The organism is Klebsiella grimontii (assembly GCF_042137965.1).
Classification (GTDB): Bacteria; Pseudomonadota; Gammaproteobacteria; order Enterobacterales; family Enterobacteriaceae; genus Klebsiella; species Klebsiella grimontii.
The window spans coordinates 337,808-351,052 of sequence record NZ_CP169721.1 but is presented as its reverse complement, the minus strand read 5'-3'; the positions used below and the strand labels follow the sequence as shown (position 1 = coordinate 351,052).

Below are 13,245 nucleotides of genomic sequence, written 5' to 3'. Positions count from 1 at the left end.
TTAAACAACGCTACTTTTACCATTATCTTTAATGGTTTAGCGATGTTTTTTGCCTGAATCCAGAGTAAAATCTCTATTTTTCAGGCGATTAAGCAAAGATAATATTCTGTATTTGCTGGAAGATAAACAAAAAAAGTCCAGTAAACAGCATAAAATAACGATACATAAGGCGGAATAAAACGCTACATATCAGGTTAAAATTCTGCTTATTTTTCGATCCATGATGAATTGCACTACCCTGCTCCTTCCAGGAAAACGAATCCCCTGATGAACAGGCAAAAAAGGGCGCTCCGCCCGGCGGGGAATTTGGATACACTAACGCATCCGTTTTGACTGGACCCTCGCGTATGAAACTGACCATTATTCGTTTACAGCACTTCAGCGATCAGGATCGCATCGACTTAGGTAAAATCTGGCCGTCGCAGGATCTCGCGGCGCTGCCGTTAGATGAGAGCCATCGTATTTATGCCGCCCGCTTCAATGAGCGCCTGCTGGCAGCGGTTCGCGTAACGCTGAACGGCGTTGAGGGCGAGCTCGGCGCGCTGTGCGTGCGTGAAGTGACCCGCCGTCGCGGCGTCGGACAATATTTAGTGGAACAAGCGCTAAAGGATAATCCAGAAATCACCAGCTGGCGGATCGCGGATGTCGGCGTGGAAGACCGCGGCGTGATGGCGGCGTTTATGCAGGCGCTGGGCTTTAGCGCGCAAACCGGCGGTTGGGTAAAAAATCACTAAATCGGCGAAATAAGGCCGAATATTCCCGGATTGCGGCTGAACGCCTTATCCTGGCTACCGACTCGCAGATGTTTGCAAATCTGTAGCCCACTCAGCTAAGCGTCAGCAGGGCGTGTTCGTCTATTTAACCCAGCATTCCGCGATGCAGAAAGGCGTCAAGCCCCTCAACCCCGGAAGCTTACATCAGTAAGTGACCGGGGTTGAGGGGCGCAGACAACGCCTCTGCGGCGTGAAAGGCGCAGGTTAAATTATTTGGCGTCGGTCGCCGTACCATTAGCATGCCAGGTAAACACGCCGAACTCGAAGCCCTTCAGGTCGCCCTTCTCGTTCCAGGTGAGCGGCCCCATTACGGTATCGACCGTAGCCCCTTTCAGATATTTGGCGATTTCAGCCGGATCTTCTGACTGATTCAGACCTGCCTGCAGCGACTGCAGCGCGGCATAGGTGGTCCACACGAACGCGCCGCTCGGATCCTGTTTCTTCGCTTTGATCGCATCCACAATCGGTTTGTTCGCCGGCACCTGGTCGTAGTTCTTCGGCTTAGTCACCAGCATACCTTCCGCAGAAGCGCCCGCGATATTAGACAGGGACACGTTCGCTACCCCTTCCGGCCCCATAAACTGCGTTTTCAGGCCAGCGGCGCGAGACTGACGCAGGATCTGCCCCATCTCCGGGTGGTAGCCGCCGTAGTAGACGAAGTCGATGTTCTCTTTCTTCAGACGCGCCACCAGGGTAGAGAAGTCTTTCTCACCGGCGGTGATGCCGTCAAAGAACACCACGTTGGCGCCGCCCTTCTTCAGGTTGTCCTGCACCGCGCGGGCCAGACCCTCGCCGTACTGCTGCTTGTCGTGGACAATCGCGATGCGCTGCGGCTTCACTTTTTCCAGGATGTATTTGGCAGCGGTTGGCCCCTGATCGGAGTCCAGACCGGTAGTGCGCAGAATCAGGTGATAGCCGCGGGCCGTCAGCTCCGGCGCGGTGGCGGCCGGGGTGATCATCAGCACGCCTTCATCTTCATAGATATCAGACGCTGGCTGAGTGGAAGAAGAGCACAGGTGGCCGATAACGTATTTGATACCGTCGTTAATTACTTTGTTAGCGACGGCAACCGCTTGTTTCGGGTCACAGGCGTCGTCGTATTTTACCATCTGCAGCTTATTGCCTTTGATGCCGCCTTTAGCGTTGATATCGGCAATGGCCTGCTCAGCGCCAGTAAACTCCTGGTCGCCGTACTGCGCTACCGGACCGGACATCGCGCCAACGACGGCGACTTTGATATCTTCGGCCATTGCCGTACCGCTCATGATTAAGGCAATACATCCTGCCAGTAACGCTTTACCCTTCATATTCATCCTGAGGCTCCCCATTATTATGGTTTTTGCATTTGTTGTGATGTTGTTTATTAGCGCATTATTCTAATTAGACACATAAGAAAAGCATATGATAGTTAGATTAGGGTCTGCCGCCTGCGCTTTTGCAGCACACTATGCTAAACATACCGTCATTCAGGAGAATTGGAAACGATAAAATTGCGGAGTATGTAACAGATAAGTGACAAATAAAAACCCGCGCCGGAATAAACCGAACGCGGTGGCATGAGCAACGCGACTACCAGCCCGCGGGCAGATAGCCAAAGGCAGAAGCGATGGCGTAGACGGCGCTGCAAAGATAGAGCAATACGATGAAGATCTGGATGAACGGGTGCGTTATCAGCGCCGGGCAGGTCCAGCCGGGAGTGATATCCCCCTGCCGCCGCGAACCTTTCAGGATAAGGATCGGCATGATGGACAAAATCACCCCGCTAAATACCCCGGCAAAATAGAGCGCGTTCACGAAGGACACCATCCCGCTGTAGGCCAGAATAAATGGCGGCACGGCGACCACCAGCAGCACCTTAAAGCGTTTGAACGGCTGCTCGTCGTTGCCCAGGCGAAACTGATCGAAAATATTGGTCAGGAAACTTCCGCCCAGTCCCCAATAGGAAGTCAGCATCGCGCAGAGCGCAAAGAGATTTGCCGAGAAGAAAGCCCACTCGCCGAGCGCCCTGCCCCAGGAAATGGTCGCCACATCAGAAATATTATCCAACCCGCTTAACGCAATCACCGAAAGCGGGACCAGCGCCAGCAGGCAAAAGGTTAACAGCATCCCTACCATAATGGCCTTCGGCAGTCTCTCCGGTTTATCAGCGAAACCGCGCGCCATTTCCGGCACGATATACTGCGCGGAGAAGCAGAAGGCGACGACGTTAAATACCGGCACCATATACAGCCAGTTACCGTCGAGTAAATACCCCACGCTGGCGGTCTCTTGCAGCAACGTGGCGGCGACAAGAATGGCGATCATGACGACCATGCCGATACTAATGAATTTCTCACCCCGGCCAATCGCCTTCAGGCCAAGATAAAGCACTCCGGCCGCGGGAATAAAAAACAGCGCGCTACCGAGGGCCGGCGAGATGCCGAATAACGAATGCAGGAGTTTACCGCTGCCGGTCATATAAGCCGTCAGCGCGCCGACGCTGTTGACGCAAACGGAGAGGAACATCATCAGCGCGCCAAAGCGGCCGACGTAGCGCTGCGACAGGCCGCTAAGCTGCAGATGCTTACGCGTGCGCAGCGTCGACTCCGCGACGTAGAGCATCGTAACGGTTGTCAGGCTACCGACAACGATCAGCCAAAACAGCAGCGGCAGAAAGCCCGCTTTGCTGGAGGCATAGGCGATGGATAGCACCCCAGCGCCGATATTGGTGCCGACGATCATCGACACGCCTTCAATGAAACTCAGAGATTTTGCAGGTACAGCGGTACGCTCCCGGCTCGTCAGAACCGGAGAAAAGGTGGAGTTGTCAGACATAATATTTTCCGTTTTATTCCGGCAACATCCGCTGCCGGAAAAAAGGTGATATCAGGGTGATAAACCACTCACGCTGAGCATGACTGGCCAGAACGCGGCATCCTGTTTCTCTTCGGCTTCCCTGCCGCCGCAGTCTGACCGGGCGAAAAGTTAGGGCTTCAGCACGCGGGCCAGAATATCCAGCGCCTTCGTAAACTGCGCATCCGGAATCGTTAACGGATAGAGGAAGCGAATGACGTTGCCGTAGACGCCGCAGCTCAGCAGCAGCAGACCGTTCTCCTGGGCTTTTTGCTGGATTTGACGAGTGATCTCCGCCGACGGCTCGCCGGTTTGCGGATCGTTAAACTCCACCGCCACCATCGACCCCTGGCCGCGTACGTCCGCAATGGCCGGGCAGCTTTGACGCGCCTGATTCAGCACTTCTTTCAGATGGCTGCCTAAGCGCTCAGCGCGCTGGCACAGTTGCTCTTCTTCAATCACGTCCAGCACCGCGTGCGCAGCCACGACCGCCAGCGGGTTACCGGCATAGGTACCGCCCAGACCGCCCGGCGCAGGCGCATCCATCACCTCGGCGCGACCGACCACGCCGGAGAGCGGGAAACCGCCGGCCAGGCTTTTAGCCATCGTCATCAGGTCAGGCTTCACATCATAGTGCTGCATCGCAAACAGCTTGCCGGTGCGCGCAAAGCCGGTTTGTACTTCATCGGCAATCAGCAGAATGCCGTGGGTATCGCACAGCGCGCGCAGCGCCTGCATAAACTCAGGCGGGGCGACGTTAAAGCCGCCTTCCCCCTGAATCGGCTCCAGCACAATCGCCGCCACCTGGTCGGCCGCGATATCGGCTTTAAAAATACGATCCAGGCTTTTCATCGCGTCAGCGGTGGTAATGCCATGGGCGGCATTAGGGTAGACTGCGTGATACACCGATCCCGGGAACGGACCGAAACCAATCTTATAAGGCGCCACTTTACCGGTCAGCGCCATGGTCATAAACGTGCGGCCGTGGAATCCGCCGCCGAAGGTAATCAACCCCGGACGACCGGTATAAGCGCGCGCAATTTTCACTGCGTTTTCAACCGCTTCCGCCCCGGTGGTAAAGAACGCCGTTTTTGCCGGACCGTCAATCGGCGCCAGCGCGTTAATCCGCTCGGCCAGCGTGACGTAGCTTTCGTACGGGACAATCTGATAAGCAGTATGGGTAAAGGCCTGCAGCTGTTGTTCAACGGCGGCAATGATTTTAGGGTGCCGATGGCCGGTATTCAGCACCGCGATGCCGGCGGCGAAATCAATCACCTCATTCCCTTCAATATCCCACAGCGTAGCGTTCTCTGCTTTCTCAACAAAGTAGCTGCACATTACCCCTACGCCGCGCGGAGTCGCCTGCTGGCGACGCTGATTCAGTTCTGAACTTTTCACCGGGAATCTCCTGTCATGTGTGTCACGTTATCGCAACAAATCCGAAACTATGTCGTTTATTTACACAGGATTTGGCCCTATAATCGAGTACCAATTCAGATTATCTGAGGGATCCAATTGCGTTCGCTCATCGCAGACCTGGTGCTGGTCAGATTGCAGAAAGAAACCGATCCGCTCCTGCACAAGCGCCTTTACAAGGCGATTCGCCATGCCATTCTGGATGGTTCTCTGCCGCCCCATAGCCGCCTGCCGCCGTCGCGGGATCTGGCGGGGGAGCTGAGAATGTCACGCAACACAATTTTAACAGTTTATGAACAACTACTGGCCGAGGGGTACGTCGTGTCCCGTCGCGGCAGCGGAACATTCGTCGCGAAAACGCTGCCCGATATGTTCCTTCCCGTCTGTAGCGCCAGTGAAAGCAGCCCGGCGCCGGCAACCAGCGCGCCTATCTCCCGGCGCGGCCAGCATCTGCTGGGACAGGTCAGCGCCAGCCCGCGTCAGTGGGGGGCATTTATCCCCGGTGTACCGGACGTCAACGCGTTTCCCCATCCGCTGTTCAGTAAAATCCAGGCGCGTATCAGCCGCCGTCCAAAACCGGAACAGCTCAGCTACAGCTGTAACGGCGGAACGGCCGAGCTACAGCACGCGTTGGTGGACTATCTGAGAGTAGCGCGCGGCGTTCAGTGTCAGGCAGATCAAATTCTTATCACCGAAGGGATCCACCAGGCTATCGACCTGATCACCCGCATGCTGTGCGACCGCGGCGATCTCGCCTGGGTGGAGGAGCCGTCCTACTGGGGCATTCGCCATGTGCTGGCGATGAATGAAGTGCGGGCCGAGCCCGTGGTGGTTGATGCCAGCGGCCTGTGTCCGCCCGAAAGCATAGCCGAAGCGCCGCGGCTGATCTTCGTGACGCCGTCCCATCAGTATCCCCTCGGCGCGGTAATGAGCCTTGAGCGCCGACAGCGCCTGCTCACGCTGGCCCATCAGCACGGCAGCTGGATTGTGGAGGATGATTACGACAGCGAGTTTCGCTTTTCCGGCCAGCCGATCCCGGCGCTACAGGGCTTAGTCGCCGAAGCGCCGGTGGTCTACGTCGGGACGTTCAGTAAGACGCTCTACCCGGGGCTGCGGCTGGGCTATGTCGTGCTGCCTCGTCCGCTGGCGGCCGAACTCAAAAACGCCCATGCCGAGCTCTATCGCGGCGGCCATTCGCTTATCCAGCTGGCGCTGGCGGAATTTATCAACGCCGGTCATTACTCGGCGCATATTCGCCGCATGCGCCTGCTCTACAGCCGCCGTCGCGTCTTTTTGACCGAGCTGATTGAGCGGCACTGCGGGCCGCACGCGCTGTCGGACTTCAGCGATAATGCCGGACTGCATCTGATCCTGAATTTGCCGGATGAGGCGGATGACGTGGCGATTGCCCGCGATGCCAACGCACGCAATATTTTAGTGCGTCCGCTGTCGCGCTATTACCTGACAACGCAACGCAAGAAAGGGCTGTTGATGGGTTTTGCTTCGCAGCCGGAAACGCAGATGGAGCCGGCGTTCAACATCCTGCTTGCGTGCCTGAAAATGCACTGCCCGCAGGCGCTGGCGGAGGCAGAAAAACAAAACGCCCCAACGTAATGTGGGGCGTTATCGGGGACTGGCGCTCAGATTAGGCTTCGATAGCGGCGCGCAGTTTTTTCATGGCGTTCTTTTCAAGCTGACGTACACGTTCAGCCGACACGCCGTAGCGGTCCGCCAGCTCCTGCAGCGTGGACTTGTTGTCTTCGTCCAGCCAGCGGGCGCGGATGATGTCCTGGCTACGTTCGTCAAGACCCTGCATCGCGTCGGTCAGCTTGTTCGCCGCCTGCTCTTCCCAGTTATCGTCTTCGATGCCGTCGGCAAAGTTAGACGATTTATCCTGCAGATAGAGCACCGGCGCCATCGGCTGGCTATCGGACTCATCATCCGAAGACATGTCGAAGGTCATGTCCTGCGCCGCCATACGTGACTCCATCTCACGCACGTCTTTGCTCGACACGCCCAGCTCGCGGGCGACCATTTCGACTTCGTCCTGGTTGAACCAGCCCAGACGCTGCTTGGTTTTACGCAGGTTAAAGAACAGCTTACGCTGCGCTTTCGTGGTCGCGACCTTCACGATACGCCAGTTACGCAGCACGTATTCATGAATTTCCGCTTTGATCCAGTGCACGGCGAAGGAAACCAGACGCACGCCCACTTCCGGGTTAAAACGGCGCACGGCTTTCATCAGGCCAATGTTGCCTTCCTGAATCAGATCCGCCTGCGGCAGGCCATAGCCCGAGTAGTTACGAGCAATATGAACAACAAAGCGCAGGTGAGACAGGATCAGCTTTTTCGCTGCTTCCAGATCGCCCTGGTAATGCAGCTTTTCAGCAAGCTCCCGCTCTTCATCAGCCGATAACATCGGCCAAGTGTTAGCAGCCCGGATGTACGATTCCAGGTTACCAACGGGGGCTAAGGCTAAAGTTTGCATATCTTTGGTCATTCAAATCCTCTCAATCGATATCTTCTGGCATCATTCTGTCCTCACAACGGAGCAACAAACATGCCAGCATTGATGAGCAACGAGAATATCACTCACATTAGTATCAGACAGTGATTTTATCCACAAGTTCCATGCAATGATGTGAATAGATTACGCACAAAATGTGACATGGTTATGAAGTTTAGGGAAGCGTCAACAGGGACTCTTTCCCTGCAGAGAGATATTCAGTGCAGGGAAAGATTATACCAGATTTTTATTACTCGGGAGTAAAGTGACGTAAATGTTGAACGGTTGCCAGCCAGGCGGCGACCCAGCCAATCATTGAGCAAACAATCAGCATCAGGAGACACTCGTCAAAGCCTAAGCCGCTGAGTTCAAACTGCGTGCCGAACACTTTCGCCACTTCGGTGACCGCCGACGACAGGCGCATGACCATAATCTCCGACAGGATCAGCGACAGAAACGCGCCGGAGAACCCCAGCAGCGCCCCGCCGTAAAGGAATGGACGCAGAATAAAACCATCCGTCGCGCCAATCAGTTTCTGCACGTTAATGGTATCGCGACGGGCGAAGATGCTCAGACGCACGCTGTTGCCGATGACCAGGAAGACCGCCGCCACCATCAGTACGCCGATCATCGCCGACACGCGTCCGACCAGCCCGGTTAGCGACGAGAGGCGCGCAAACCAGCTGTCATCCATACGCACTTCATCAACGCCCTGAACGTGGCTCACGCGGTCGCGCAGCGTGTTCAGCGCCTCAACGCTCTGGAAATCAATCTTAGGCACCACGATCGCTACCGCCGGCAGCGGGTTCTCTTCCAGCATATCCAGCGCGCCGCCAAAGCCAGACCAGTTGCGGAATTCGCCAAGGGCTTCATCACGCGACAGATAGTTGACCTTCTCGACGCCCTGCTCCGCCTGCAGCTGGCCGACTACCCGCGCAGCGGCATCGTCATCCAGCGTTTTCTCCAGATAGACGGTGATTTGCGGCGTAGGGTAATACTGCGACGCCGCGGTGCTGACGTTTTTGTAAACCATGTAGCATACGCTCGGCAGGGTCAACGAAATGGCGATCACCATCACCGTCAGGAACGTCGCCAGCGGCGTACTTTTCAGATCCTGTATCGCGCCGTGCCAGGCGTAGCGCACCTGCTCATTGAATACGTTGCTCTTGCGGGAAGCCGGATTCGGCGCCGCTTTTGGCCGTTTCGACGCATTGCGTCCGCCGCTACCGCCCGCCCCGCCCGCATTGCGGAAACGGTCGAATCGATTGCCGAATCGGCGAATGTGGTTCATTGCCTCGCGCTTATTCACCGATATGGCCTCCATGCATATGCCCCTCGCTGAGGGACAGGACGCGGTACGGACGACTGGAGATAAGCCCCAGGTCATGCGTCGCCATCAGTACCGTCACCCCAACGCGGTTAAACTCTTCAAACAGACGTAAGATCCCTTCCGACAGCGCTTCGTCGAGGTTACCGGTCGGTTCATCCGCCAGCAGGACCGCGGGTTTGTTCACCACCGCGCGGGCGATGCCCACGCGCTGTTGTTCACCGCCTGAAAGCTGAATCGGCAGGTTTTTCGCTTTGTCCAACAGCCCGACTTTATCCAGCGCCGCCGAGACGCGACGACGGATATCATCGCCGCTGGCGCCGGCGATAATCAGCGGGATCGCCACATTATCGTAAACGGTACGGTCCATCAGCAGATGGTGGTCCTGGAAAATCATGCCAATCTGACGGCGCAAAAACGGCACCTCGCGGCTCTTCAGGCGGCTGATATCATGGCCGCCGAAGAGGATTTTGCCGGCGCTGGGCCGTTCGATACCGCAGATAAGCTTCAGCAGGGTACTTTTCCCCGCGCCGGAATGGCCGGTCAGAAACGCCATCTCGCCCGCCTGCAGGTGGAAAGTCACCCCCTGCAGCGCTTGTCTCCCACCGAGATAGGCTTTGCTGACTTGTTCAAAGCGAATCATTTTTAATCCTCTCGGGCAAAAAGTGCCTCAATAAAGTCGCCCGCATTAAACGGACGCAGATCTTCAATACGTTCGCCAACACCGATGTAGCGAATCGGAATACCGAACTGATCGGCAACCGAGAAGATAACCCCGCCCTTGGCGGTACCATCCAGCTTAGTCAAGGTGATACCGGTCAGTCCAACCGCTTCGTGGAACAGTTTGGCCTGGCTAATCGCGTTCTGCCCTGTGCTGGCGTCAATGGTCAGCATAACTTCATGCGGCGCATCGACATCGAGTTTTTTCATGACGCGGACAATCTTCTTCAGTTCTTCCATCAGGTGCGATTTATTCTGCAGACGGCCCGCGGTATCGGCAATCAGGACGTCAATATTGCGCGCCTTCGCCGCCTGGATGGCATCGAAAATGACCGATGCCGAGTCCGCGCCGGTATGCTGGGCAATCACCGGAATATTATTACGCTGCCCCCAAACCTGGAGCTGCTCAACCGCCGCCGCACGGAAGGTATCGCCCGCCGCCAGCATCACCGACTTGCCCTGCTGCTCGAACTGACGCGCCAGCTTACCGATGGTGGTGGTTTTACCGACGCCGTTGACGCCGACCATCAGAATCACAAACGGCGTTTTGCCTTCTACGTTCAGCGGCTCATCCACTTTCGCCAGGATATCGCCCATCTCTTCTTTCAGCAGGCCGTACAGCGCCTCGGCGTCGCGCAGCTGCTTACGGCTGGCGTCGTTGGTCAGATTAGTGATGATCTTACGCGTGGTCTCCACACCGACGTCGGCAATCAGCAGCTGCTCTTCCAGCTCTTCAAACAGATCATCGTCGATTTTCTTACCGCGGAACAGACTGATAAATCCGGAACCGAGGTTTTGTTTGGTTTTCACCAGGCTGCGTTTGAGGCGGGCGAAGAAACCTTCTTTGGTCGGTTTTTCCTGCTCTAACGGCGTCACGACGGTTTCGTCCGGCACCACCTCCACGGCGTTTTCCGCCGCATCGGCTGCCGCCAGAGCCTGCGCTTCCAGCTCTTCATCGCTGATATCGGCTTGCGCATCCGCTAACGGTTCGCCTGCTTCGGCATCTTCGACAACGGCTTCTTCAATCACCGCTTCCGGTTCGGCAATCACCGCTTCCGGCGTCTGCTCAGCGACGGCTTCAGCCGCGACCGGCTCGGCAATGACCTCTTCAACCAGCGGCTCAGCGACAATTTCTTCAACCGCAGGCTGCTCCGCAACCTCTTCAACGACCGGAGATTCGACAACCGCCTGCGGTTGTTCGCTATCAACGACCTGCTCGGTCACCTCAACCACCTCGGCGGCAAAGGCTTCGGCGTCCGGTTTCTCCGTCGCAGGCGCGTCGACCGTTTGCGGCGCAGCGGCAGGCGCTTCGCTTTCCGCGGACGGTTCTGCAACCTCTTGCTGGGCTTCTACTTTTTGTTCTGTTTCGCTTTCCTGCGCCTGTTCTTTTTGGCCAAAGCCCAGCCAGGAAAAGAAGCCACGTTTTTTGTCTTTCGCCATTTGCGACTACACTCCTCGCTGTTAATTCATGGCACAGCTTCGGCCAGTTGGTAGCGGAAGCTGAAAAATGATGAAATTAGTCGGATAGTCTACCACTTAACTTAACTCGCATCACCGCCCCCGGATTAAGGTTTCGTCAACCGCTGCCGATCGTTAGAATAGCAGCCCGGAAGTTGAGACTTGAGCAAAGAGATGAAGAAACCAAACCACGCAGGCAGCGGCCAGATCCGTATTATCGGCGGGCAATGGCGGGGCCGTAAATTACCGGTGCCGGAGAGCCCGGGTCTGCGCCCGACCACCGACCGGGTACGCGAAACGCTATTTAACTGGCTGGCGCCATCGATCGTTGACGCGAGCTGCCTCGACTGCTTCGCCGGCAGCGGCGCGCTGGGCCTTGAAGCCCTCTCCCGCTACGCGGCCAACGCCACGCTGCTGGAAATGGAACGCGGCGTCGCGCAGCAGCTGCAAAAAAACCTGGCGACCCTCAAAGCCAGCAACGCTAAGGTCGTGAACACCAATACTTTAGCGTTTCTCGCTCAGGCGGGCGCGCCGCACGATATCGTGTTTGTCGATCCCCCGTTTCGTAAAGGGCTGCTTGAAGAAACGCTGAAACTGCTGGAAAACAACGGCTGGCTTAGCGATGAAGCGCTCATCTACATCGAGAGTGAAGTCGAAAACGGTTTACCGCCGGTGCCGATGAACTGGCACGTCTATCGTGAAAAAGTGGCCGGACAGGTCGCCTACCGTCTCTATCAACGTGAGGCCCAAGGAGAAAACTATGCTGATTAATTTTGGCCGCTTGCTGATGCTGTGCGTGTGGGCGTTTTTATTGCTGAATCTGTTTCAACCGTTCCCAAAGCCGCTGAATATCTTCGTTAACGTGGCGCTAATCTTTATGATTCTGATGCACGGCCTGCAGCTGACGCTGCTCAAGGCGACGCAGACGAAAGAGATGCCGCCGCTGGGGCGCTTCGAGCAGGTCCGTATTTTCATCTTCGGCGTGTTCGAACTGGTCGCCTGGCAGAAAAAGCTCAAGGCGACCCTGAAGAAGAAGTAATGCCCGGAAAAGGTTCAGGGATCTGGCGCAAAGCCCATAAACCGCGAACCTTTATAGCTCAGGACGCCTTTATCGCCGACGCTTAACGCATGATACTGCGGCGCCTGCAGACGAAAAACCATTTCCATCCCGCCGCTTACCGGCCTGAAGCTGGCTTCGTAACGCATCTCGCTGCCGGCAGGCGTCACCGTCTGCTGGCGTGAACGGCGATCGTTAATCACCTTCTCCCGCTTATTGCTCACCACCACCCGTTTTTGCAACAGCGGCGCGGCGTCGTTCTCCATTTTTTCCCGGCGCTGCTGCGCATAACGATACGATGCGGCAACCGCAATGATGGCAACGGCAACCATAAAAAACAGCGGAACTTTACTCATTCACCTTGCCCCCAGGAATTATCAGGAATAAGCATACTGTGGCTTGATTATCATTGTCATCTTCCTCTGCAAACCACTACACTGAGATTCAGTACTGTAAGTACAATCACTTACTTAATGATAACAGATACAGGGACTTACTATGCTTTGGTCATTTATTGCTGTCTGTTTCTCCGCATGGCTTTACGTCGATGCGTCCTATCGTGGGCCTGCCTGGCGTCGCTGGGTGTTTAAACCCGTCACGCTGATCCTGCTTCTGTTACTGGCCTGGCAAGCGCCGATGTTTAACGCCATCAGCTACCTGGTGCTGGCCGGGCTTTGCGCCTCGCTGGTCGGCGACGCCTTGACCCTACTGCCCCGGCAGCGGGTGATGTACGCCGTGGGGGCGTTCTTTCTCTCCCACCTGCTCTACACCATCTGGTTTGCCAGCCAGCTGACGCTGTCGTTCTTCTGGCCGCTGCCGCTGGTGCTGCTGATCCTCGGCGCGCTGCTGCTGGCCATCATCTGGACGCGGCTGGAAGAGATGCGAATGCCGGTGTTTACCTTTATCGCGATGACGCTGGTGATGGTCTGGCTGGCCGGCGAGCTGTGGTTCGCTCGCCCGACGGACACCGCGCTGTCCGGCTTCGTTGGCGCCGCGTTCCTGCTGCTCGGCAACGCGGTCTGGCTCATCAGCCATTATCGCCGCCGCTTCCGCGCTGACAACGCGATCTCCTCGGCGTTTTACTTCGCCGGGCACTTCCTGATCGTCCGCGCGCTCTATTTGTAATTAAGCGCTTGACTCTGGAGTCGACTCCAGA

13 protein-coding genes are annotated in these 13,245 nt (G+C 56.5%); 5 read left to right on the top strand and 8 right to left on the bottom strand.

Annotation, left to right across the window (positions count from 1 at the left end; translation table 11 throughout):
* The first annotated feature begins 347 nt into the window (after positions 1–347).
* Positions 348–734: an aspartate 1-decarboxylase autocleavage activator PanM gene (gene panM, locus ACE3MN_RS01595; RefSeq protein ID WP_024359815.1), complete on the top strand. Its 387-nt coding sequence runs from the start codon at positions 348–350 to the stop codon at positions 732–734.
* Between the two features lie 248 nt (positions 735–982).
* On the opposite strand, the gene livJ is transcribed toward panM, so the two are convergent.
* From livJ to ACE3MN_RS01580, 3 genes are all read right to left on the bottom strand, one after another.
* Complete coding sequence (gene livJ, locus ACE3MN_RS01590; RefSeq protein WP_004133032.1) at positions 983–2,086, bottom strand: branched chain amino acid ABC transporter substrate-binding protein LivJ; 1,104 nt, start codon at positions 2,084–2,086, stop codon at positions 983–985.
* A 256-nt stretch (positions 2,087–2,342) separates the two neighbouring features.
* Complete coding sequence (locus tag ACE3MN_RS01585; RefSeq protein ID WP_224232932.1) at positions 2,343–3,587, bottom strand: aromatic amino acid transport family protein; 1,245 nt, start codon at positions 3,585–3,587, stop codon at positions 2,343–2,345.
* A 150-nt stretch (positions 3,588–3,737) separates the two neighbouring features.
* Positions 3,738–5,003 carry a 4-aminobutyrate--2-oxoglutarate transaminase gene (locus ACE3MN_RS01580; RefSeq protein WP_224231370.1) on the bottom strand — a complete coding sequence of 422 codons (1,266 nt, stop codon included), beginning with the start codon at positions 5,001–5,003 and terminating at the stop codon, positions 3,738–3,740.
* Positions 5,004–5,120: 117 nt separating this feature from the next.
* On the opposite strand from ACE3MN_RS01580, the gene ACE3MN_RS01575 reads away from it, so the two are divergent.
* Positions 5,121–6,635, top strand: coding sequence for a PLP-dependent aminotransferase family protein (locus tag ACE3MN_RS01575; RefSeq protein ID WP_064343292.1), 1,515 nt, complete (start codon positions 5,121–5,123; stop codon positions 6,633–6,635).
* A gap of 31 nt (positions 6,636–6,666) precedes the next feature.
* On the opposite strand, the gene rpoH is transcribed toward ACE3MN_RS01575, so the two are convergent.
* The 4 genes from rpoH to ftsY form a co-directional block, all read right to left on the bottom strand.
* Positions 6,667–7,521 carry an RNA polymerase sigma factor RpoH gene (gene rpoH, locus ACE3MN_RS01570; RefSeq protein ID WP_004133023.1) on the bottom strand — a complete coding sequence of 285 codons (855 nt, stop codon included), beginning with the start codon at positions 7,519–7,521 and terminating at the stop codon, positions 6,667–6,669.
* 256 nt (positions 7,522–7,777) lie between these two features.
* Positions 7,778–8,836 (bottom strand): permease-like cell division protein FtsX, encoded by a 1,059-nt coding sequence (gene ftsX / locus ACE3MN_RS01565; protein WP_024359812.1) that lies wholly within the window; start codon positions 8,834–8,836, stop codon positions 7,778–7,780.
* Positions 8,829–9,497: a cell division ATP-binding protein FtsE gene (gene ftsE / locus ACE3MN_RS01560; RefSeq protein ID WP_004106557.1), complete on the bottom strand. Its 669-nt coding sequence runs from the start codon at positions 9,495–9,497 to the stop codon at positions 8,829–8,831. The genes ftsX and ftsE overlap by 8 nt, the downstream gene beginning before the upstream one ends.
* A gap of 2 nt (positions 9,498–9,499) precedes the next feature.
* Positions 9,500–11,014 (bottom strand): signal recognition particle-docking protein FtsY, encoded by a 1,515-nt coding sequence (ftsY, locus tag ACE3MN_RS01555; RefSeq protein WP_049087063.1) that lies wholly within the window; start codon positions 11,012–11,014, stop codon positions 9,500–9,502.
* Positions 11,015–11,206: 192 nt separating this feature from the next.
* Between ftsY and rsmD the strand changes: the two genes are divergently transcribed.
* Together rsmD and ACE3MN_RS01545 are read left to right on the top strand one after the other, a co-directional pair.
* Entirely contained in the window at positions 11,207–11,803 is a 597-nt protein-coding gene (gene rsmD, locus ACE3MN_RS01550; protein WP_004133018.1) for a 16S rRNA (guanine(966)-N(2))-methyltransferase, read from the top strand.
* Positions 11,793–12,071, top strand: coding sequence for a DUF1145 family protein (locus tag ACE3MN_RS01545; protein WP_004126191.1), 279 nt, complete (start codon positions 11,793–11,795; stop codon positions 12,069–12,071). The genes rsmD and ACE3MN_RS01545 overlap by 11 nt, the downstream gene beginning before the upstream one ends.
* Positions 12,072–12,085: 14 nt before the next feature.
* Here the strand turns inward: ACE3MN_RS01545 and ACE3MN_RS01540 are convergent, their stop codons facing one another.
* Complete coding sequence (locus ACE3MN_RS01540) at positions 12,086–12,445, bottom strand: DUF2500 domain-containing protein (protein ID WP_004133016.1); 360 nt, start codon at positions 12,443–12,445, stop codon at positions 12,086–12,088.
* Between the two features lie 142 nt (positions 12,446–12,587).
* Between ACE3MN_RS01540 and ACE3MN_RS01535 the strand changes: the two genes are divergently transcribed.
* Complete coding sequence (locus ACE3MN_RS01535; RefSeq protein WP_004126194.1) at positions 12,588–13,214, top strand: lysoplasmalogenase; 627 nt, start codon at positions 12,588–12,590, stop codon at positions 13,212–13,214.
* The last annotated feature ends 31 nt before the right edge of the window (positions 13,215–13,245 follow it).